Genomic DNA, 21,298 nt, shown 5'->3' with positions numbered 1-21,298 from the left:
GTCAGACCGCTTCCCTTAACAATCCGTCGGACTCGACCGACAGCGAAAACAGTGCGCCATGGCCGACTTCAACGTTGAGTAATTGCTCCCGCGGCAAGCCGCGCGCCTGCGCCAGCAACAAGCGCATGACCCCGCCATGACTGACGAGCAATACCCGCTCGCCCGCGTAGGCAGCATGCAAACGCGCCACCGCCGCCAACACCCGCGCTGCGAACGCCGCGACAGGCTCGCCCTGAGGCGGCGTGAACGAATAAGGATCGGCCCAGAACAACCCGAGGGAATCGGCATCGGTTTCCATCAGCGCCGCAGCGCTCTGCCCCTCCCAGGCGCCGAAATGCAGTTCTTGCAAGTCGGCCTGCCACTCGATCGGCAAGCCCAATCGCCCTGCCAGTTCTTCAGCGAACCGCGCACACCGCTGCAGGGGCGAACTGACCAGACGATCCCAAGGCCCTTGCGCCAGCACCGCCTCGCGCATTTGCTGCCAGCCTTTTTCGGTCAATGCATCATCGAGGCTGCCACGCAAGCCGCCACCGAGCTCGGTTTCGCCGTGACGCAGCATATCCAGACGCAACGTCATGCCGGACGATCCGCCACCGCTGCCTCGGCGAACGTCGCCATCTGCCCGTGCAGGTCGCAGGCCAGACGCAGCAATGGCACGGCCAGCGCCGCGCCGCTGCCCTCGCCCAGTCGCAAGCCGAGGTCGAGCAAGGGTTCGGCACTCAGGGTTTCCAGCACATGGCGGTGCCCCGGCTCGGCACCGCGATGGCCGAACAACAGCCACTGTCGACACTCGGGATTCAAGCGCACCGCGACCAGCGCCGCGACGCTGCAAATGAAACCGTCCACCAGCACCGCAATGCCTTCCTGGGCGCAGGCCAGGTAAGCACCCACCAGTGCCGCAATTTCAAAACCGCCGAGGTTGAACAGGGTCTGCAACGCATCGCCACGCTGAGCCCCGTGCAGCGCCAGCGCGCGCTCGATCACTTGTGCTTTATGGCTGACGCCTGCGGCATTCAAACCGGTGCCCGGCCCGGCCAGATGTACGACCGGACACTCCAGCAATGCGCACGCCAGGGCGCTGGCCGCCGTGGTGTTGCCAATGCCCATTTCGCCACCAATGAATAGCTGAGCGCCCGAGGCGAGCGCGCGCTGCACGCTGTCGCGACCCGCCTGCAGAGCACGCTCACCTTGCGCCTGCGTCATCGCCGGACCTTGCACAAAATTCGCCGTCCCCGGACCGATGTTCAGATGACGCACACCCGACAGGTTCAATGCCGGCGTCACCGTGCCCAGGTCCACCACTTCGAGGCAAGCCCCCAACTGCCGCGCCAGCACGCTGATTGCTGCACCACCGGTGACGAAGTTGTGCAGCATCTGCCCGGTGACTTCCTGGGGAAATGCCGACACGCCTTCGGCCACCACGCCATGGTCACCGGCAAAAATCGCGATCCACAGCTGATCCAGGCTTGGCTTGATCTGCCCTTGCAAGCCCGCCAATTGCACCGCCACCGCTTCGAGCTGGCCGAGCGAACCGGCCGGTTTGGTCAGTTGCTGTTGCCGGGCTTGCGCCTGCTCGAGCACATCGAGGTCGATCGGTTTGCACGGGTTCAGCCACCAGGATTGGGTCATAACGCAGTTCCTTTCAAAGTCAGGGGCAGGCCGGCGACGGTCAGGATGACTCGCTGACAACGCTCGGCCAGAGCTTGATGCAGCCAACCGGCCTCATCGACATAGCGGCGAGTCAATTCGCCCAGCGGCACGACACCCATTCCGGTCTCGTTGCTGACAAAAATGATTTCACCTGGCAGCGACGCCAGGCACTCCAGCAGGGCATCGCGCTCGGCGCTCAGGCGTTGCTCATCGTCGAGCATCAGCAGATTGGTCAGCCACAGGGTCAGGCAATCCACCAACAGGCAGCGTTCGGCACTGGCGGTTTCGCGCAGGACGCGGGCCAATTCCAGCGGCTCTTCGATCAACGCCCATTCGGCCGGACGACGGGCACGGTGATGGGCGACCCGCTGGCTCATTTCACCGTCCAGCGGTTGGCTGGTGGCGATGTAGGTCACTTGGAGCTGGCTGTCTGAGGCGAGTTTTTCGGCCAGACGACTTTTGCCGGAGCGGGCGCCGCCGAGGATCAGTTGGAGCATGTTCATAACCTTTTATTTGGCGGTGTCGCGACAGGCCTCATCGCGGGCTTGCCCGCGATGGGGCCTGCACAGTCACTTCAAATCCCACAGAGCCCCCGCAGCAGCCCGGTATCCAGATGCGTCTCCACCAGATCCGCCAGCCGCTCGATATCCCGCTCGCGCAATCCGTGGTAATCCACGTCCTGCACAGCCTGCAACCCCGCCCAACGCAACAGGGCGCTGCACGCTGCCGGGGATTCGAACAGACCGTGCAGATAGGTGCCGAAAATCTGCCCATCGACACTTTGCGCACCGTCACAGCGTCCGTCATCGAGCAGTACGGCGGCGTTTTCCAGCGCCGGCCCGGTGGTGACGCCGGCATGGATTTCATAACCGCTGACTTCAGCGTTCTCCAGCGCCAGACGCCCGCGCACATTGCGCAGTTGCTTGTGTTCTTCGAGTCGGGTTTCAAACGCCAACAACCCCAGCCCGGCGCTGGACCCCGGAACGCCTTCCAGGCCCAGCGGATCGTGCACCTGCTCGCCGAGCATTTGCAGACCGCCGCAGATGCCCAGCACTTTGCCGCCGTAGCGCAGGTGTCGCGAGATCGCGGTTTCCCAACCGTTGGCGCGCAGATACGCCAGGTCGTTGCGCACGCTTTTCGAGCCCGGAAGAATGATCAGATCAGCTGGCGCAATCGCCTGGCCGGGACCGATGAATTGCAGGTCCACCTGAGGGTGCAGGCGCAACGGGTCGAAATCGGTGTGGTTGCTGATGCGCGGCAGCACCGGCACCACCACTTTCAAAACCTGATCGGCCTTGTCGGTCTGGCGCTGATCGATGCCATCCTCGGCCTCCAGGTGCAGATCCAGCACGTACGGCAGCACGCCGATCACGGGCTTGCCGGTGCGCTGTTCCAGCCAATCGAGGCCGGGTTGCAGCAAGGCGATATCGCCGCGAAAACGATTGATGATGAAGCCCTTGACTCGCGCCTGCTCGCTGGGCGACAGCAGCTCCAGCGTCCCCACCAGATGCGCGAACACCCCGCCACGATTGATGTCGGCGATCAGCAGCACCGGACAATCCACCGCCTCGGCGAAGCCCATGTTGGCGATGTCCCCGGCACGCAGGTTGATCTCCGCTGGGGAGCCCGCACCTTCGACCATCACCACCGGATACGCCGCACTCAACCGCGCATGGGAAGCCAGCACCGCTTGCATGGCGATGGCTTTGTAGTCGTGATAGGCGACGGCGTTCATGGTTGTGACGGCGCGACCATGGATGATCACCTGAGCGCCGGTATCGCTGTTGGGTTTGAGCAGCACCGGGTTCATATCGGTGTGCGGTTCGAGGTAAGCGGCCTGCGCCTGCACGGCTTGTGCGCGACCGATTTCGCCACCGTCGGCCGTCACGGCGCTGTTGAGCGCCATGTTCTGCGGCTTGAACGGCACCACGCTGACGCCCTGACGCGTAACCCAGCGACACAACGCCGTCACCAGTGTGCTTTTACCGGCATCGGATGTGGTGCCCTGCACCATCAACGTTGTCATTGGCCTTCCTTGGCAAAGGCTGCGAATGCGGCGGCAAGACGCACCCAGTCGGCTTCATCGGCAGGCAACCCGAAACGCAGACTGCTGTTGTGCGTGAACAACCGCAGCAAAATGCCGCGCCGGGCCATGAATTCATGCAGTTCTTCGGCGCGATCGGTGATCAACCACTGGAACAATGCGCAGCCGCCATCAGGCTTGAAACCGTGCTGCTCCAGGAGCACCGCCAGACGTTCACTGGCCACTTCCGCGCGCACGCGTTGCAATGCGTGCCCTTCGACATCACGCAGGCAGGCCTGGCCCACCACCCGGGTCGGACCGCTGACGACCCATGGCCCCACTTGTTCGGCGAGCAACTTGAGTAACTTGCGCTCGGCCAGGACAAATCCCAGCCGCACCCCGGCCAGACCAAAGAACTTGCCGAACGAACGCAGCACGATCAGGCCGACCAGATGGGAGAACGGCGCCAGGCTCTGCTGCGGTGTGTTGTCCATGAACGCTTCGTCCACCACCAGCCAGCCACCGCGCTGGGCCAGTCGTGAATGCCAGTCGAGCAGGCGAGCGGGGGGCAGGCTCAAGCCGGTGGGATTATTCGGGTTAACCACCACCAACACATCCAGGCTGTCGACAAAGAAATCGACTTCCTGCTCCAGCACCTCGCGCACGATGTAGCCATTGCGGCGCCACGCTTCGGCATGTTCGGCATAACACGGCGACAGCACGCCCACCTTCCCCGCCCGACGCAGACGCGGCAGTAACTGGATGGCCATCTGCGACCCCGCCACCGGCAATACCTGCAGGGTGCCGTAGTAATCGCAGGCGGCCTGTTCCAGCCCGTCATCGTTTTCCGGCAACCGCGCCCAGGCCCGCAGCGGGATATCCGGAACGGGAAACGGCCAGGGCGCGAGGCCGCTGGACAGGTCAAGCCAATCGGCTTCCTCGATGCCGTATTCGAGCGCCGCCTTGCGCAACCGTCCACCGTGCTCAAGCATAAAATTCAGCCCCCAGGCAGAGAATCAGCAGCCATAACCATACCCCGCGCTGGACCAGTTGCCAGCCACGATCGATGGAGTCGGCATCCGCCGGCACGCCTTCGCCCAGTTGCGGACGTTGATGCAGTTCACCGTGATAGATCGCCGCCCCACCCAATTCGACGCCCAGCGCACCGGCCCCCGCAGCCATCACCGGGCCGGCGTTCGGGCTGTCCCAGGTCGGGCCCTGGGTCCGCCAGCATTTCAGGGCCAGTCGGGTTTGGCCCAGCAAGGCGTAGGTCAGCGCTACCAAACGCGCGGGAATGTAATTGAGCACATCATCGATTTTCGCTGCCGCCCAGCCGAAACGCTCGAAGCGTTCATTGCGATAGCCCCACATGGCGTCCAGCGTGTTGCTCAAACGGTAGAGCACAACGCCTGGCGCACCGGCCACGGCAAACCAGAACAGTGCGGCAAACACGGCGTCACTGCCGTTTTCCAGCACCGATTCGGTGGCGGCACGGGCCACTTCGGTTTTATCCAGTTCGCTGGTCTTGCGGCTGACCAGGTAACTGACGCGCGTACGCGCCTCTTCCAAATCATCGCTGCGCAAGGCCCTGGCCACGGGCTCGACGTGTTCGCCCAGGCTGCGCATGCCGAGGGCGCAGTACAACGCAAGAATCTCGACCATCCAGCCCACATAAGGCGCCCAGGAAAGTGCCGTGGCCAACAAGGTCAGCGGCAACACCGCAATCACCCACGCGGTGACCCCGTGACTGCGCCAGCCGCGACCACCCGCGTTGAAACGTTGCTCGATACGCTCGGCAAACCGACCGAACGCCACCAGCGGATGCCAGCGCTTGGGTTCACCCAGCAGCGCATCCAGCGCCACGGCGGCGACACTCAACAACGCCACACTCATTGGCGCACTCCCCAATAATTTTCATACAACAATTCACTGAGCGGACGCGCCTGCGCCCAGCCTTCAAGGACCAGCATCGGCGCCGGGTAGAATTCCTTGACCGGTCCCAGGCACAAAATGGCCAGTGGTTTGGCACCGGGCGGCAAGCCGAGCAAATCGGCCAGGGCTTGCGGTTCGAACAGCGAGACCCAGCCCATGCCCAAGCCTTCGGCCCGGGAGGCCAGCCACAGGTTCTGGATCGCGCAGGACAACGAAGCCATGTCCATTTCCGGCAAGGTGCGACGACCGAAAATATGCCGCTCGCGATCGTCCATCAGCGCCGCCACCAACACCTCGGCGCAGTCATTAATGCCTTCGACCTTGAGCTGCATGAATTCGTCGGTGCGTTCGCCGAGGGCTTCGGCGGTGCGAATGCGCTCTTGCTCCACCAGTTCCCGGATCTGGCCGCGCAGGGCTCGGTCGCTGATGCGGATAAACCGCCAGGGCTGCATCAAGCCGACACTTGGCGCCTGGTGCGCGGCTTCGAGCAACCGCCGCAGCAATTCAGGCTCGACCGTGCCACCGCTGAAGTGACGCATGTCGCGGCGTTCACCGATGGCCCGGTAGACCGCTGCGCGTTCGGCTTCGGAAAAGGCGTTGTCGGTCATGGCCTCTTCGCTGGCAAGCCAGCGCCTACAGGGTTCAGGTGATCAACTGCAGGAGCCGGCTTGCCGGCGAACGCGTCCTCAAGATCGGGTGCAAACAATGCGGCTACAGCGGTCGGATTGGACGGAAAATAGAAATGCACATAAGAGGCCGTCATCCGCCCCTCACGATAAACCGCCTCCGCCCCGCGCCCGCCATTGGGGCTCAAGCCACGGGCAATCGGCACGAGCCCGGTGGTGGTCAGCGAATGATGATAGGTATGCCCACGCAGGGAACCTTCCGGCAATTCGACAGCCTGCAGCGCCAGTGCCGCCAGACGCTTTTGCATCACCGCATCCCCGGCCAGCAGGCCGACCAATTCTGCACGCGTACCTTCGACATCGGTGAGCGAATCGAGCAAATACAACATGCCGCCACATTCGGCGAGCAAGGGTTTGCCCGCCTCGTGGTGCGCGCGAATCGCGCTCAGCATCGAGGTGTTTTGCGACAACGCCACATGATGCAATTCCGGGTAGCCGCCCGGCAGATAGAGGCTGTCTGCCTCGGGTAGCCGACTGTCACGCATCGGTGAAAAGAACGACAACTCGGCGCCCATGGCCCGCAACAAATCCAGGCTGGCGCCATAGGTAAAGGCAAACGCTTCATCACGGGCCACGGCAATGCGCACACCCGCCAGCAAGGGTTCGGCAGCGATCACATCCGGGGCTGCGAATTCCACGGCCGGCAGAAGCGCCACCTCGCAACTGCTGGCTAGGGCTTCGGCCGCCGCATCGAGGCGAAGATCGAGATCGTTCAACTCACTGGCCTGCACCAGGCCAAGGTGACGACTCGGCAATTCGATGGCGGTTTCGCGGGACAACGCGCCATACCAACGCAGGCCTTCGGTCAGGCTGCCTTCAAGCAACTGCGCGTGACGCAGGGTGCCCACGCGGTTGGCCAGGACACCGGCAAACGGCAAGTCAGGTTGATAGCGCGCCAGCCCCAGGGCCAGGGCACCAAAGGTCTGCGCCATGGCGGTGCCGTCGATCACGCCCAGCACCGGCACGCCGAAGTGCCGCGCCAGGTCAGCACTGGACGGCGTGCCATCGAACAGCCCCATGACACCTTCGATGAGGATCAGGTCCGCTTCGCCTGCGGCCTCCCACAACAGACGCCGACTCTCCTGCTCGCCGACCATCCACATGTCCAGCTGATACACCGGCGCACCGCTGGCGCGCTCCAGAATCATCGGATCGAGAAAGTCCGGGCCACATTTGAACACACGAACCTTGCGTCCCTGATTGCGATGCAAACGGGCCAGCGCGGCGGTGACGGTGGTCTTGCCCTGACCGGAGGCCGGCGCGGCAATCAGTACGGCCGGGCATTGACGAGGGCTATTCATACCGTGCGACTCACAACTCGACGCCTTTCTGCGCCTTGATACCGGCCTGGAAGGCGTGCTTGATCATGCCCATTTCAGTGACGGTGTCGGCCAGCTCGATCATCTCAGGCTTGGCGCCACGACCGGTGACCACCACGTGCTGCATTGGCGGGCGAGCCTGCAAGTCACTGAGCACCCGATCCAGATCGAGGTAACCGTGCTTGAGGGCGATGTTCAACTCATCCAGCACCACCAGGCCGATGGATGGATCGCGCAGCAGTTCACGGGACACTTCCCACGCGGCTTCGGCGGCGGCGATGTCGCGCTGACGATCCTGGGTTTCCCAGGTAAAGCCTTCGCCCATCACATGAAAACGCACCTGTTCCGGGAAGCGCCGGAAGAACAGCTCTTCACCCGTGCTGTTGCGCCCCTTGATGAACTGCACCACACCGCACTGCATGCCATGGCCCATCGAGCGGGCCAGCATGCCGAACGCCGAGCTGCTCTTGCCTTTGCCGTTGCCGGTCAGCACCAGCAGCAGGCCGCATTCATTCGGGGAGTTGGCGATGCGTTCATCGATTACGGCTTTTTTGCGCAACATGCGCGCCAGATGACGTTCGTCACGATCAGGGGTATCAGTCATGGGAGAGCTCTCCGTTGAGGCAGGATAACGGCGGGCAGGCACAAGAACAGACGGCAAGAAGCCTGGCATCGCCCACCGTGATGCCGCTTGAATGGATCAGGCCGGTCTCCGGGCTCATGAGCGGCGTTGGCCTGGCTGCGCGCCTTCCCGCATCGATGACGACGCAGTGGCTCAAGGCGCAGCTTTCACTCATTTACCGTTGCGGGGGCAGCGCCGGGATCGAAGGCCTTCACGCATTGAAGGACCTGCTCACCGGCTTCCCTGTTTCACTCTGTCGACCCAAGTCACAGAGCACCTGAAACAAGCCGCGAAGGTTAGAGGGTTGGGGGTGGAGCGTCAATTGAAGACGGGGTACGCGGGCGAATAACTGCCATTGATCAATAAACTGACGCCAATCTTGTGCCACACTTCAAGCAATGATATCAAAGAGCCACAACCCCACATCACAATAACAAGGGTGAGCCCCATGCAAGGCATGATCATCAGCAATCCGCAACTGGAATTCCTGCGCCCGGTGCTGGAGCGCTGGTTTGACTGTATCGACCGCTACAACGCCGTACGCGGCGATAACGAAACGCCTTACTGGCTCGACGAAAAAGCCAATCTCGGCCTGCTTTCCGCCGCTGCCTGGATGGCCGAAATGGTCACCCTGCAACAATCGCCCACCCGCAAACAAATCGATGAAGGCGAACGCAACGGTCGTGCCGACTTGTTTATCGCCACACCCGAAGCTCGCGCCTGGATTCAAGCCACACAACGCTGGCCACGGGTGAACAGCCTGAACCTGACCCAGGCCCTGCTCGATATCACCAGCGAGGCCAAACGCGTCAGCTACGCCAGCGACCTGAGACTCGGCTGCCTGTTTGTGGCACCGCAGAAAACCCAACATGGCGCCACCCCGGAAGAATTGCAGGACATGGTGGACGACCTGCAAAAGGAGCACACCTGCGCCGTCGCCTGGTATTTCCCCTACGCCTACCGCAAGTTGCACAACGAAGGAGGTCACTATCATCCCGGCATTGCCGTGCTGTTCAAGGAAGCTCGCGGCTAACGGTTGAACCATCGCGCGACGTAACTTCTCTACTGATCAGGTCACTGCATTCATAGGGAAGATCAGTATGCGCAAGCCCCAACTCGTACTCGCTATCGCGCTCGCCGGAGGACTCGCCGCTTGCGGTGAAACCTCCAGCCTGCAAGTCTCCGACGGCACCGGCCCGTCACCCAGGCTCCCAGAACCCAACAAGACGTTGATTCCGACGGTCAACATCGCCCCGGCGATCGGCTGGCCGGAGGGCGCCAAACCCGTCGCCGCTGCCGGTACCCAAGTAGCCGTGTTCGCCGAGAACCTCAACCACCCGCGCTGGCTCTATGTGCTGCCCAATGGCGACGTGCTGGTGGCCGAAACCAATGCACCGCCCAAACCCGATGACGGGACAGGCATACGCGGCTGGGTCATGAAGAAAGTCATGGGGCGCGCCGGCGCGGGCGTGCCGAGCGCCAATCGCATCACCCTGCTGCGCGACCAGGACCACGACGGCATCGCGGAAACCCGCACGGTGTTTCTGGAAAACCTGAACTCCCCCTTCGGCATGGCGCTGGTCGGCAATGACCTGTACATCGCCGACACCGATCGATTGCTGCGTTTTCACTACGAAAACGGCGATACAGCGATCAAGTCGCAACCGATCAAAGTACTCGACCTGCCCGGCGGCACGCTGAATCACCACTGGACCAAAAACGTCATCGCCAGCAAGGACGGCAGCAAGCTGTATGTCACGGTGGGTTCGAACAGCAACGTTGCCGAAAACGGCCTGGACAAGGAAGAAGGCCGTGCGGCGATCTGGGAAGTGGACCGCGCCACCGGCAACCACCGGATCTTTGCCTCGGGCTTGCGCAACCCCAATGGCCTGTCCTGGGAGCCGCAAAGCGGGGCACTGTGGACGTCGGTCAATGAGCGCGATGAAATCGGCAGCGATCTGGTGCCGGACTACATCACCTCGGTCAAGGACGGCGCGTTCTATGGCTGGCCATTCAGCTATTACGGCCAGCATGTCGACGTTCGCGTCGAGCCGCAAAACCCGGACATGGTGGCCAAGGCTATCGCGCCAGACTATGCGGTCGGCCCGCACACCGCTTCCCTGGGACTGACGTTCGCCGAAGGCAGCCGGTTGCCGGCGCCATTCACCCAGGGCGCCTTCGTTGGCCAGCACGGCTCATGGAACCGCAAGCCGCACAGTGGCTACAAAGTGATATTCGTGCCGTTCGACGCCGGCAAACCAAGCGGGCAGCCGGTGGATGTGCTCACGGGTTTTCTCAATGACCAAGAAAAAGCCATGGGCCGGCCAGTGGGCGTGGTGATAGATCAGCAAGGCGCCTTGTTGGTGGCGGACGATGTAGGGAACAAGGTTTGGCGGGTTTCAGCAGTCAAATAAGTACACATCAAACCTGTGGGAGCGGGCTTGCCCGCGATAGGGCCGGCCCTTGCAATATCGATGCTGCCTGAACTGCCGCTATGGCGGGCAAGACCGCCCCCGCAAGAATCACCGTTTGCGGCAGAGCGTGAGCCCATCGCCCAACGGCAACATCGACAGGTCCAAGCGCGAATCATCCTTCAAGGCACGGTTGAGCGCCTGGATGGCTCGGGTGTCTGCGCTCAGCGGACGCTCTTCCAGTACCCGCCCGCTCCACAGCGTGTTATCGAACACCGCCAATCCACCCACCCGCAGCAGCCGCAGCGCGTGTTCAAGGTAGGTGGGATAATTGGCCTTGTCGGCGTCGATGAAGACCAGATCGAATTGCCCGCCCTGCCCTTGCCTCTCCAGTTCGGCGAGGGTCTCCAGCGCGGGTGCCAAACGCAGATCAATACGCTCGGCTAGGCCGGCTTCCCGCCAGTAACGACGTGCGGTGGCATTGTAGTCGCCGGGAATATCGCAGCAGATCATCGAGCCGTCATCGGGCAGTGCCGCAGCCATGCACAGCGCGCTGTACCCCGTAAACGTTCCGATTTCCAGCAGACGTCGCGCGCCAGTCAGCTTCACCAGCAATGCAAGAAACTGCCCCTGCTCCGGCGCCACCTGCCAGCGCGCCATGGGCAACGCCTGGGTTTCGTCGCGCAAGCGTTTGAGCAGCGGGGTTTCGCGCAGGGACACATCAAGCAGGTAGTGATAGAGCGAATCGTCAAGATTGAGCGTGCGAGCGGTCATGACAGCACCCTCTGGCTGTTACGGGTTGCGCGCCAGGTGTTCCGGTTGCAGGACGCGCTTGGCGCTCAGGTAGGCTTTCTGCCAATACGCCTTGGACAAGCTGTCGAGCTTCACCGTGCCGCCGGTGGCAGGCGCGTGGACGAAGCGACCTTCGCCGACGTAGATGCCTGCATGACTGACCTGCGAACCGCCATTGGTGGCGAAGAAGATCAGGTCACCTGTCTGCAGGCCTTCCTTGCCCACATTGGCCGCTTGCATGGAGATCATTTCGCGAGTGGTGCGCGGCAGCGAGATACCGGTGACATCACGGTACACGTAGCCGATCAGCCCGCTGCAATCGAACCCGGAATCCGGTGTATTGCCACCCCAGCGATACGGCGTACCCACCAGGCCCAACGCACGAAACAGTACGTCTTCCGCTTCAGGCGAAAAGGCTTGGGAGGAACCGAAAACGAGAGGAGTGCGAGCCACCGGCGCAGGCGGCGGTGTGCGGCTGGCGCAAGCGCTGAGCAGCGCTGCGAAAAGCATGATTGCGAGGCGGGCCGACGTCGACATAAGCAGAGCATCCTGATCTGGCTGCGGCGTTTTTCTGCTGGGGGTGCAGAAAAGAAAACCGCCTGCGCGTTACGCAGGCGGTTTGCCATCATTCATAGACCAGATTCTAGCGCTTATGCGGCAAACTTCAAGTAAGACTTTAAGTTCGCCCTACAAAATGTCCGCTTAATTGCGTGCGGTCACAATCGGAGCCGCGTTTGGCGCCATCGCGAGAGCTCGCTTGGCTTCGATGAAGGTCTTGCTCCAGTAGCTGTCGCCCAGGCTATCAATCCGGACACCACCGCTTTTGCGGCTGCTGGAGTGGATGAACTGGTTGTCACCCAGGTAGATCCCGGCGTGACTGACACGACCACGACGACCGTTGGTGGCGAAGAACAGCAGATCGCCAGGCTTGAGCTTGCTGCGAGACACCAGTGGCGCATCCACGTTGATCATTTCGCGAGTGGAGCGTGGCAGGTTCATGCCGGCTTGTTCACGGAACAGATAGCCAATAAACCCACTGCAATCGAAACCGGCTTCAGAAGTACCGCCAAAACGGTAACGGGTACCGATCAGGGACATGCCGCGTTCGAGGATGCTGTCAGCCAGCGCCGGAAGTTGATACGACTTGCCATCGGCGAAGTCAGCCAGCTCTTTTTCAGTGGCCTTCTCTTCCTGGTAAAAAGCGTCCTGGTAAAGAGCGGACGACTGTGCGGTAACAGAATTTTTAACCTGTTGCTGCTGCTGTTGCTGTTGCTGGGACACTGGAGAGTGAGCAGCGCAACCGAACAACAGGGTGACGAGTGCGAGAGGCACGAGGGGTGCGAAGCGCTTTAGCATGGGCACGACCGTGGCTGATAGTTGTAAAGAAGTCGAGACTATGCCCGCTATCATCCTCATTTGCAAATTCAATCGAACTTTTTGTGACTTATCGGTTTCTTGCCAACATCTAAGCGCTTAAGCCCATATTAAACACTTGCGCAGCCTGCAGCCCTGCAGGAAAGCGTATTTCCTGGCGCCTGAAATATGCCGAAAGCCCCGCCGGCCTTGGCATTCCCGGCTTTTTTTCTACCAGCCGAGCGTCTCTTTCAGGAAGGGAATAGTCAGCTTGCGCTGTGCTTGAAGGGAGGCCTGATCGAGCCGCTCGAGCAATTCGAAAAGCGCACTCATGCTGCGTGTTCCACGGGTCAAAATAAAATGCCCGACCTCGTCGGTCAGATGCAGTCCCCGCCGCGATGCGCGAAGTTGCAGGGCACGCAATTTGTCTTCGTCCGAAAGCGGACGCATCTGGAAGATCAGCGCCAGGGTCAGGCGGGATTTGAGGTCTGCCAGCTTCACCGGCAGCTCACGCGGGGAAGTCGATGCGGCAATCAACAGCCGTCGGCCACTGTCGCGCAGGCGATTGAACAGATGGAACAGCGCTTCTTCCCAGTCGGCCTTGCCGGCCACCGCTTGAAGATCATCCAGGCAGACCAGTTCGTACTGTTCAAGGTTGTCGAGAATTTCGATACCGCGGTCCAGGAATTCGGCCAACGGCAAATACACCGCCGGCTCGCCCAACTGCTCGAAGCGCAGGCAGGCCGCCTGCAACAGATGCGTACGCCCTACCCCGTCCTTGCCCCATAGGTAAATCAGGCTTTCGGTCCAGCCGGCGTCGGCTTCGCATAGACGCTCGACATAGCCGAGTGCAGCGGCATTGGCGCCTGGGTAGTAGTTGATAAAGGTGGCGTCATCACGCAGACGCACACCTAGGGGCAGCTGAATCGGTTTCATGCTGACTGAACAGTTCCAAAGGAACCGTTAGTGGCCTCTGTGTAAAGTTTGCGAAGTTTATACCCGTGACGCCGACCGCACAATGCGACAGACCACAAGCAAAATCAAAGGTTTGCGTTGGCGCCCTGATTTTATGACAGTTTCTTTGGCGGAGCCGGCGATAACCCGGCGCCGAGCCGGGCTACCCATGACAAGGCCTAGAGCTCAGGTTCATCAACACCCGAGTACATATCAGAATCCTTATACAAATCATGCACATGGCGCACCAGCACCATAATCACCGCCGCGACCGGCAGCGCCAGCAAAACGCCAGTAAACCCGAACAACTCACCACCGGCCAGAATGGCGAAAATCACCGCCACCGGGTGCAGGCCAATCCGGTCACCCACCAGCAAAGGCGTCAGCACCATGCCTTCGAGCGCTTGCCCCACCATGAACACCGCGACGATGCCGACCATGGGATACAGATCGCCACCAAACTGAAACAGGCCCGCGATCAAGGCGGCGCCGATACCAATGACGAAGCCCATGTAAGGCACGATGGCGGCCAGACCGGCAATCAGGCCGATCAACAGCCCCAACTCCAGCCCCACCAGCATCAGGCCCGCGGCATAGATCACACCCAACGCCACCATCACCAGCAATTGGCCACGGACAAACGCTCCCAGCACCTCATGACACTCACCGGCCAGCGACACCACGCGCTCTTCACGGTCGCGCGGCAGCAGGCTGCGGATCTTGGCCATCATCAGGTCCCAGTCCCGCAGCAGGTAAAAACTCACGACCGGAATCAACACCAGGTTGGCCAGCCAGCCAATCACCGCCAGGCCGGAAGCCGTCGCCTGACTCAGTACCACGCCGACGATATCGGAGGTCTGGCCCATGTGCTCGCTGATCGCAGCCTTGAGTTTGTCGAATTTCCAGAAACCCTCTGACAACCCGAACTTCGATTGCGCCCACGGCAATGCGGTGTGCTGCAGCCAATCGAGCATCTGTGGCGCCAGCTCATACAACCGGAACAACTGCTTGGCGAGCATCGGCACCAGCACCAGCAGCAGCGCGGTGAAGATCAAGGTGAAGAGCGCGAACACCGCGACCACACCCAAGGTCCGAGACAACCCGGCCTTTTCCAGCCGATCCACCAATGGATCAAACAGATAGGCCAGCAGCAACGCCACCAGGAACGGCGTAAGGATCGGATGCAACAGCCAGACAAACGCGCAGAGCAGGACTACTCCACCCAACCAGAACCAACGCCGCGTATCGACCATGAACCACTCCATTGCTTCTATATAAAGAAAGATAATCTACCAGCGGAAATGCAATTGCGGAGTCGCAACCGGAGCTGGCGCTACAGCCGGGGTCGAACCGTCCGCTACGGGCTGGACAGGGAGTGCCGGTGCCGGGGTTGGCGCCGCCGCCACCTCCTGCAACTTCGCCAGTGACAACTGCGCCCGCAATTGATCGGTACTGCCATTGACCCGATACAGAATCCGGTCACCGTCGACACTTTGCGGACGCCCGCCGAAGGGTTCCAGTAAACGTCCGAGCGTCGCGTAGCGCTCAAGGTTCATGCCTTGCACTTCCAGCAACTGCTGCGTCGAAGCCCCCGGCCTGGCGACGAATCGCGGCGCCAGACGCTCATTGACCGCGAGCATCACTGCATCCGCCACGGCAGCCTGATCGGCTCCCTGCACACTGCCGGCTTCTTTCTGGTCACCCAGCCATAAATGCCATTTGGCCTGCCATTGACCGCCCTCTTCGCGGGCATGCACCGCCAGCACGGCGTCGGCGTTGTAACGTTCCGAGGCGGCGCGCAACACAGCCGGATCGGTACTTTCCAGATTCGGCGCCGTGGCGACGACTTGCTCATTCAGGTCCGCAAGCGGCAGGCGCAACGGCAAACCACGGTGCTGCGCTGCCCGGCGCAACGGCATCGCACTGGCCTGGCCATCGCCCACCAGGCTTGACCCCTCCGTGGAGTCGTTCAACCACCAGCCGAGGATCGACGGCCGATTGGCGCCCCACATGGCCAACCCGGCGCGACGTAACGCCTGCTCGGTGGTTGTCGGATCGAAATCGACCTTCAACACTTCCGGCGGCCCTGCGTCAAAGCCGTACTGACTGATGATTTGCTGCGGATCTTTGCGAATCGCCGCCAACCCCGGACTCTGCGCTGCCTTGGGGTCACCGGTCAGGCGCAATACCAGGGTGTCCAGCGCGCGCTGAGTCGCTTGATCACGCTCCTCCTGCGTCTGGCTGCTGACGGGCTCGCGTACTTGATAGAGGCCTTTGACGGTTTCGGCATGAGTGACCAGACTGGTCAGGGATAAACAGCCCACAAACAAGAATTTAGAAAAACGCATGGAAGATTCCTGGCGACAAGAGCGGCTGGAACAGACCGCATGAAGACAATCGAGCAAGGCTGTGACCATCGCCCGGCGCAAAACATTCACACGTCCCGAGTAAGTTTTCGCACTGTCATAACGATAGACGCTTAATGGCGGCACCTTGAGCAGGCGTGAAGGATGCCACCAAACGGAACAAATACGGTTTTTTTAGGCGGATATGCCCCTGCCGTCGGCCTGAGGATGGCCGCTGCCCTTCAAGCCTGATAAAATCGCGCGCCTTCGCAGACCGGCAACAGCCGGGCACCTTCGAATATCGCGTGAGGCAATCGCCCTCGTCGATTTCGGCGGCCCCGCTGGACCCGGTCGTTACCCCTGAATCCCCCCTAAAGGCCTGGATCATGAGCAAGCAACCCTCCCTGAGCTACAAGGACGCCGGTGTAGACATCGACGCCGGTGAAGCATTGGTCGAACGCATCAAGAGCGTCGCCAAGCGCACTGCGCGCCCGGAAGTCATGGGCGGCCTGGGCGGTTTTGGCGCCCTCTGCGAAATCCCGGCCGGCTACAGACAGCCTGTGCTGGTTTCCGGTACCGACGGCGTCGGCACCAAACTGCGCCTGGCGCTGAACCTGAACAAACACGACAGCATCGGCATCGACCTGGTTGCCATGTGCGTCAACGACCTGGTGGTCTGCGGCGCCGAGCCGCTGTTCTTCCTCGACTACTACGCCACCGGCAAACTGAACGTCGACACCGCGGCCCAGGTCGTGACCGGCATCGGTGCTGGCTGCGAGCTGTCCGGCTGCTCCCTGGTGGGCGGCGAAACCGCTGAAATGCCTGGCATGTACGAAGGCGAAGACTATGACCTGGCCGGTTTCTGCGTCGGCGTCGTGGAGAAATCCGAAATCATCGACGGCTCCAAAGTCGCAGCCGGCGATGCCCTGCTCGCCCTGCCGTCGTCCGGCCCGCACTCCAACGGTTACTCGCTGATCCGCAAGATCATCGAAGTGTCCGGTGCCGACATCGAAAACACCCAGCTCGACGGCAAGCCGCTGACCGACCTGCTGATGGCCCCGACCCGCATCTACGTCAAGCCGCTGCTCAAGCTGATCAAGGAAACCGGCGCCGTCAAAGCCATGGCCCACATCACCGGTGGCGGCCTGCTGGACAACATTCCGCGCGTGCTGCCAAAAGGCGCCCAAGCAGTGGTTGACGTGGCAAGCTGGACCCGCCCGGCGGTGTTCGACTGGCTGCAAGAGAAAGGCAACGTCGACGAGAACGAAATGCACCGCGTCCTGAACTGCGGCGTAGGCATGGTCATCTGCGTGGCGCAAGAGCACGTGGACACTGCCCTGAAGGTCCTGCGCGAAGCTGGCGAGCAACCTTGGGTCATCGGTCAGATCTCCACCGCTGCCGAAGGCGCGGCCCAGGTTGAACTGAAGAACCTCAAGGCTCACTGATGCCTAAGACCTGTGATGTGGTGGTGCTGCTGTCCGGCACCGGCAGTAACTTGCAGGCCTTGATCGACAGCACGCGGACCGGCGACAGCCCGGTCCGCATCGCTGCGGTGATCTCCAACCGCGCCGACGCCTACGGCCTGCAACGCGCCAGGGATGCGGGCATCGACACCCGCTTCCTGGATCACAAGGCTTTCGACGGCCGCGAGGCCTTCGATGCCGCTCTGATTGAACTGATCGACGCCTTCAATCCCAAACTCGTGGTCCTGGCCGGTTTCATGCGCATCCTCAGCGCTGACTTCGTTCGCCACTATCAGGGCCGCCTGCTCAATATCCATCCTTCGCTGCTGCCCAAATACAAAGGGTTACACACTCATCAGCGAGCGCTGGAAGCCGGGGACACCGAACACGGCTGCTCCGTGCACTTCGTCACCGAGGAACTCGATGGCGGACCACTGGTCGTACAGGCTGTAATACCGGTAGAGTTGCACGACTCGCCGCAGAGTCTGGCGCAGCGGGTCCATGTTCAGGAACACCTGATTTACCCGATGGCCGTCCGCTGGTTTGCAGAAGGCCGGTTATCGCTCGGCGAGCATGGTGCTTTACTGGATGGACAGTTACTCGCGGCCAGCGGCCACTTGATTCGAACCTAGGAGATTTTATGCGTCGTGCCCTGCTCTTCGCTTGCGCTCTGCTCGCCTTGCCCTTCGCGCAGGCTGCAGACCTTCAACCTTTCTCCGCCAGCTACACCGCCGACTGGAAGCAGTTGCCCATGAGCGGCACCGCCGAACGCAGCCTGACCAAGGAAGCCAATGGCGTCTGGAAACTCAGCTTCAAGGCCTCGATGATGATCGCCAGCCTGTCCGAAGAAAGCACGCTGACCGTCGACAAAGACACTCTGCTGCCGCAGTCCTACCACTTCGCACGCGGCGGTCTGGGCAAGGCCAAGAAAGCTGATCTGGACTTCGACTGGACGGCCAAGAAGGTCACCGGCACCGATCGGGGCGACGCGGTCAATATTCCGCTCAATCGCGGCATGGTCGACAAATCCACCTATCAACTGGCGCTGCAGCACGACGTGGCCGCCGGCAAAAAGAGCATGAGCTATCAGGTTGTCGATGATGGCGAAGTCGATACCTATGACTTCCGCGTGCTGGGCTCGGAAAAAGTCGACACCAAGGCTGGCCAGATCGATGCGATCAAGGTCGAGCGCGTGCGTGACCCGACTCAAAGCAAGCGCACCACCGTGCTGTGGTTCGCCAAGGACTGGGATTACCTGCTGGTCCGTCTGCAACAGGTCGAAACCGACGGCAAGGAGTACAACATCATGCTCCTGGACGGCAAGGTCAACGGCAAGACCGTCAAAGGCAGCTGAGCCTGATCAAGACAAAGAGCCCCGCAATCGCGGGGCTTTTTCATGCAGGAACAAAAAACCGGAACGCGTCGCCGCGCGCATGCTCTATACCTTCAAGGTCTTTTTTGATCGAATGACTTTTCCTGTCGCTTGCGAGGTTTCCCATGACTGTCACCGTCAACACCGTTTCCGCCGAAGGTTTGCGTCACAGCGTCCAGATCGACGACCATGAACTCTTTGCCGATGCGCCCACCACAGCCGGTGGCGAGGGTTCGGCGCCGGAGCCACACGACTACTTCGACGCCGCCCTCGGTGCCTGCAAGGCCCTGACACTGAAAATGTACGCGAAGAAAAAAGACATCCCGCTCACCGGTGTCGGCGTCGAGGTCAAGCGCGACAACAGCCAGGAGCAGAAAGGCAAGTACGCGCTGCACGTCAAACTGACCCTCAAGGGCGTGCTGACCGATGCCCAGCGCGAAGAACTGCATCGCGTGGCGGATCGTTGCCCGATCCACAAATTGATGACCACCAGCGAAGTCAGCATCGAAACCCATTTGTCCGAAGGCGCTTTCAGCCAATAGCGGCAAGGGCTGCGCAAGCGGGTTATGCTCGAATGCATCACCCGCTCAGTCTGGAATGCACAATGAACACTCCGCTCGTGATCCGCCCCCGCGCCGAAGATGTCGAGGGCCAGCCGATTCTTCGCCCACTGCCGACCGCCAAATGCCGCAGCGTCGGACCCTTCGTATTTTTCGACCACATGCTGGAAACCCGCTACCCGCCGGGCAAAGGCATGAACATCCGCCAGCATCCACACATCGGCCTCTCCACCCTCACCTACCTGTTCCAGGGGCAGATCCAGCACAAGGACAGCCTCGGTTCCGATCAGGTCGTGGATACCGGTGATGTCAGCTGGATGACCGCCGGCAGCGCCATTGCCCACGTCGAGCGCACGCCAGAGGCGCTCAAGGAAAACGGCTTTACGATGCACGGCCTGCAAATCTGGCTGGCCTCGCCCAAGGATCATGAGCAAGGCCCGGGACATTACAGCCATCACCCCGCCGCCACACTGCCGGTCAGCGAGAACCTGGGGGTGAAAATCCGCATGATTGCCGGGACGGGCTTCTGCCTGGAATCGCCGGTCCCCGTACTGTCTCCGACGCTCTATGCGGAGTTGACCCTGCAAACGGCGACGACACTGCTGATTCCAACCGAACATGAAGAACGTGCGCTATATGTCTTGAGCGGCGAGGTGCAACTGGACGGCGAACCTGTAGAGCCACACACCTTAGTGGTGCTACCGGGCGGAGAGGAGATGACTTTGTTCGCTGACAGCGACAGTCATGCCGTTGTATTCGGTGGCGCACCGCTGGATGGTCCGCGACGAATCAACTGGAATTTTGTGGCGAGCGATCCGGCGGCTATCGATGAAGCGCGCCGACGCTGGGCGGCCGGGGATTGGCCAACCGTACCGGGGGAAAGCGAGCGGATCGAATTGCCTTAGTTTTGTGTCGCTTGGCGGGTCGCCTTCGCTGGCAAGCCAGCTCCCACAGGGTTCGAGGTGAGTCACAAATGATGCGAACGCAATCTGTCCCTGTGGGAGCGGGCTTGCCCGCGAAGAGGCCGGCCCGGGCACTGCATTAGCCAGTGCCGGACAACATCAGCCCTTGAACACTTCATCCAGCAAGTTATGCATCGAGGTAAATGCCCGAGCAGCGACCTTGGCGTCGTACATCATCATGCCAGGCACATTCGCATGCGGATCGGTGAACGAATGGAACGCGCCGCCGTAGCTCAGCAGTTGCCAATCCACGCCAGCGGCATTCATTTCCTCTTCAAACGCCGGCAGTTGCTCTTTCGGCACCAATGGATCGGAAGCGCCGTGCAGGACCAACACCTTACCCTTGATGTTTTTCGCATCGTTGACGTCCGGTGTATCCAGCGTGCCGTGGAATGAGACCGCAGCCTTCACCGGCGCACCGGTCCGGGCCAACTCCAGCGCACAGCAACCCCCAAAGCAGAAACCGAACGTGGCCAGCTTCGAGGTATCGACGGCCACTTCGCCCTGGCTTTGCAGCTGCTCGAACGCCACTTTCATGCGCTTACGCAGCAATGGGCGGTCATTCTTCAACGGCATCATCGCCGCGCCCGCTTCATCGTTATTTTGTGGACGAACCGATTGGCCATAGAGATCAGCGATCAGGACCACGTATCCCTTGGCCGCCACCGACTTGGCGATTTCCTCGGCGCCAGCGCTGACGCCCATCCAGTTCGGCGCCATCAACAGGCCCGGACGCGGGCCCTTATGGTCGGCATCAAAGGCCACACGGCTTTCGTAGGGCTGACCGTCAATCTGATAGGCAACGGAACGTACAGTGATTTGGCTCATTTCTAACTCCTGATTTTTTAAACACC

At 61.4% G+C, this 21,298-nt stretch carries 23 protein-coding genes and 1 riboswitch; of the genes, 7 read left to right on the top strand and 16 right to left on the bottom strand.

Features of this window, described 5'->3' with window-relative positions:
• Position 1: 1 nt before the first annotated feature.
• The 9 genes from cobC to cobO form a co-directional block, all read right to left on the bottom strand.
• Positions 2–577 (bottom strand): alpha-ribazole phosphatase family protein, encoded by a 576-nt coding sequence (gene cobC, locus ACX3YD_RS07560; protein ID WP_458959588.1) that lies wholly within the window; start codon positions 575–577, stop codon positions 2–4.
• Positions 574–1,629, bottom strand: coding sequence for a nicotinate-nucleotide--dimethylbenzimidazole phosphoribosyltransferase (gene cobT / locus ACX3YD_RS07555; protein WP_458959587.1), 1,056 nt, complete (start codon positions 1,627–1,629; stop codon positions 574–576). Before cobT ends, cobC begins: the two co-directional genes overlap by 4 nt.
• Entirely contained in the window at positions 1,626–2,147 is a 522-nt protein-coding gene (gene cobU / locus ACX3YD_RS07550) for a bifunctional adenosylcobinamide kinase/adenosylcobinamide-phosphate guanylyltransferase (RefSeq protein ID WP_103402736.1), read from the bottom strand. The genes cobT and cobU overlap by 4 nt, the downstream gene beginning before the upstream one ends.
• A 77-nt stretch (positions 2,148–2,224) precedes the next feature.
• Positions 2,225–3,676 carry a cobyric acid synthase gene (locus ACX3YD_RS07545; protein ID WP_458959586.1) on the bottom strand — a complete coding sequence of 484 codons (1,452 nt, stop codon included), beginning with the start codon at positions 3,674–3,676 and terminating at the stop codon, positions 2,225–2,227.
• A complete protein-coding gene (gene cobD, locus ACX3YD_RS07540) occupies positions 3,673–4,665 on the bottom strand; it encodes a threonine-phosphate decarboxylase CobD (RefSeq protein WP_458959585.1) in 993 nt (330 codons plus the stop codon). The genes ACX3YD_RS07545 and cobD overlap by 4 nt, the downstream gene beginning before the upstream one ends.
• Positions 4,658–5,566, bottom strand: coding sequence for an adenosylcobinamide-phosphate synthase CbiB (cbiB, locus tag ACX3YD_RS07535; protein ID WP_103402540.1), 909 nt, complete (start codon positions 5,564–5,566; stop codon positions 4,658–4,660). Before cbiB ends, cobD begins: the two co-directional genes overlap by 8 nt.
• On the bottom strand, positions 5,563–6,213 hold the full coding sequence (bluB, locus tag ACX3YD_RS07530; protein WP_458959584.1) for a 5,6-dimethylbenzimidazole synthase: 651 nt from the start codon (positions 6,211–6,213) through the stop codon (positions 5,563–5,565). The genes cbiB and bluB overlap by 4 nt, the downstream gene beginning before the upstream one ends.
• Positions 6,210–7,592, bottom strand: coding sequence for a cobyrinate a,c-diamide synthase (locus ACX3YD_RS07525; protein ID WP_458959583.1), 1,383 nt, complete (start codon positions 7,590–7,592; stop codon positions 6,210–6,212). The genes bluB and ACX3YD_RS07525 overlap by 4 nt, the downstream gene beginning before the upstream one ends.
• A gap of 10 nt (positions 7,593–7,602) precedes the next feature.
• A complete protein-coding gene (cobO, locus tag ACX3YD_RS07520) occupies positions 7,603–8,214 on the bottom strand; it encodes a cob(I)yrinic acid a,c-diamide adenosyltransferase (protein WP_047531822.1) in 612 nt (203 codons plus the stop codon).
• Positions 8,215–8,296: 82 nt separating this feature from the next.
• Positions 8,297–8,528, bottom strand: a riboswitch (cobalamin riboswitch).
• Between the two features lie 152 nt (positions 8,529–8,680).
• Between cobO and ACX3YD_RS07515 the strand changes: the two genes are divergently transcribed.
• Positions 8,681–9,265 carry a hypothetical protein gene (locus tag ACX3YD_RS07515; protein WP_103402537.1) on the top strand — a complete coding sequence of 195 codons (585 nt, stop codon included), beginning with the start codon at positions 8,681–8,683 and terminating at the stop codon, positions 9,263–9,265.
• Between the two features lie 67 nt (positions 9,266–9,332).
• Positions 9,333–10,646 carry a PQQ-dependent sugar dehydrogenase gene (locus tag ACX3YD_RS07510; protein ID WP_458959582.1) on the top strand — a complete coding sequence of 438 codons (1,314 nt, stop codon included), beginning with the start codon at positions 9,333–9,335 and terminating at the stop codon, positions 10,644–10,646.
• A gap of 108 nt (positions 10,647–10,754) precedes the next feature.
• Here the strand turns inward: ACX3YD_RS07510 and ACX3YD_RS07505 are convergent, their stop codons facing one another.
• The 6 genes from ACX3YD_RS07505 to ACX3YD_RS07480 all read right to left on the bottom strand — a co-directional run bounded on the left by ACX3YD_RS07505 (position 10,755) and on the right by ACX3YD_RS07480 (position 16,090).
• The gene (locus ACX3YD_RS07505; RefSeq protein WP_047531830.1) at positions 10,755–11,417 is read right to left on the bottom strand and encodes an O-methyltransferase; all 663 of its coding nucleotides are present in this window, start codon (positions 11,415–11,417) and stop codon (positions 10,755–10,757) included.
• Positions 11,418–11,435: 18 nt separating this feature from the next.
• Positions 11,436–11,972, bottom strand: coding sequence for a C40 family peptidase (locus ACX3YD_RS07500; RefSeq protein ID WP_047531832.1), 537 nt, complete (start codon positions 11,970–11,972; stop codon positions 11,436–11,438).
• 165 nt (positions 11,973–12,137) lie between these two features.
• Positions 12,138–12,791, bottom strand: a complete 654-nt coding sequence (locus ACX3YD_RS07495; protein WP_458959581.1) for a C40 family peptidase — start codon at positions 12,789–12,791, stop codon at positions 12,138–12,140.
• Between the two features lie 228 nt (positions 12,792–13,019).
• The gene (gene hda, locus ACX3YD_RS07490; RefSeq protein WP_458959580.1) at positions 13,020–13,724 is read right to left on the bottom strand and encodes a DnaA regulatory inactivator Hda; all 705 of its coding nucleotides are present in this window, start codon (positions 13,722–13,724) and stop codon (positions 13,020–13,022) included.
• A gap of 197 nt (positions 13,725–13,921) precedes the next feature.
• Entirely contained in the window at positions 13,922–14,995 is a 1,074-nt protein-coding gene (locus tag ACX3YD_RS07485; RefSeq protein ID WP_047531846.1) for an AI-2E family transporter, read from the bottom strand.
• Positions 14,996–15,031: 36 nt separating this feature from the next.
• Positions 15,032–16,090 carry a DUF2066 domain-containing protein gene (locus ACX3YD_RS07480; protein WP_458959579.1) on the bottom strand — a complete coding sequence of 353 codons (1,059 nt, stop codon included), beginning with the start codon at positions 16,088–16,090 and terminating at the stop codon, positions 15,032–15,034.
• A gap of 383 nt (positions 16,091–16,473) precedes the next feature.
• Here ACX3YD_RS07480 and purM point away from each other — a divergent pair, with 383 nt between their 5' ends.
• The 5 genes from purM (at position 16,474) to ACX3YD_RS07455 (ending at position 20,387) form a co-directional block, all read left to right on the top strand.
• Positions 16,474–17,532: a phosphoribosylformylglycinamidine cyclo-ligase gene (gene purM, locus ACX3YD_RS07475; RefSeq protein WP_458959578.1), complete on the top strand. Its 1,059-nt coding sequence runs from the start codon at positions 16,474–16,476 to the stop codon at positions 17,530–17,532.
• Positions 17,532–18,182: a phosphoribosylglycinamide formyltransferase gene (purN, locus tag ACX3YD_RS07470; protein ID WP_047531854.1), complete on the top strand. Its 651-nt coding sequence runs from the start codon at positions 17,532–17,534 to the stop codon at positions 18,180–18,182. The genes purM and purN overlap by 1 nt, the downstream gene beginning before the upstream one ends.
• 8 nt (positions 18,183–18,190) lie before the next feature.
• Positions 18,191–18,904, top strand: a complete 714-nt coding sequence (locus tag ACX3YD_RS07465) for a DUF3108 domain-containing protein (protein ID WP_047531856.1) — start codon at positions 18,191–18,193, stop codon at positions 18,902–18,904.
• Positions 18,905–19,047: 143 nt separating this feature from the next.
• On the top strand, positions 19,048–19,464 hold the full coding sequence (locus tag ACX3YD_RS07460) for an OsmC family protein (RefSeq protein WP_458959577.1): 417 nt from the start codon (positions 19,048–19,050) through the stop codon (positions 19,462–19,464).
• Positions 19,465–19,526: 62 nt separating this feature from the next.
• A complete protein-coding gene (locus ACX3YD_RS07455) occupies positions 19,527–20,387 on the top strand; it encodes a pirin family protein (RefSeq protein WP_047531861.1) in 861 nt (286 codons plus the stop codon).
• A gap of 156 nt (positions 20,388–20,543) precedes the next feature.
• Here the strand turns inward: ACX3YD_RS07455 and ACX3YD_RS07450 are convergent, their stop codons facing one another.
• The gene (locus tag ACX3YD_RS07450) at positions 20,544–21,272 is read right to left on the bottom strand and encodes a dienelactone hydrolase family protein (protein WP_090464056.1); all 729 of its coding nucleotides are present in this window, start codon (positions 21,270–21,272) and stop codon (positions 20,544–20,546) included.
• Between the last annotated feature and the right edge of the window lie 26 nt (positions 21,273–21,298).

The sequence above is a fragment of the Pseudomonas fluorescens group sp. PF-1 genome, assembly GCF_054481335.1.
The sequence above is the reverse complement of the archived record's forward strand: the minus strand, read 5'-3'. Positions and strand labels throughout refer to the sequence as shown.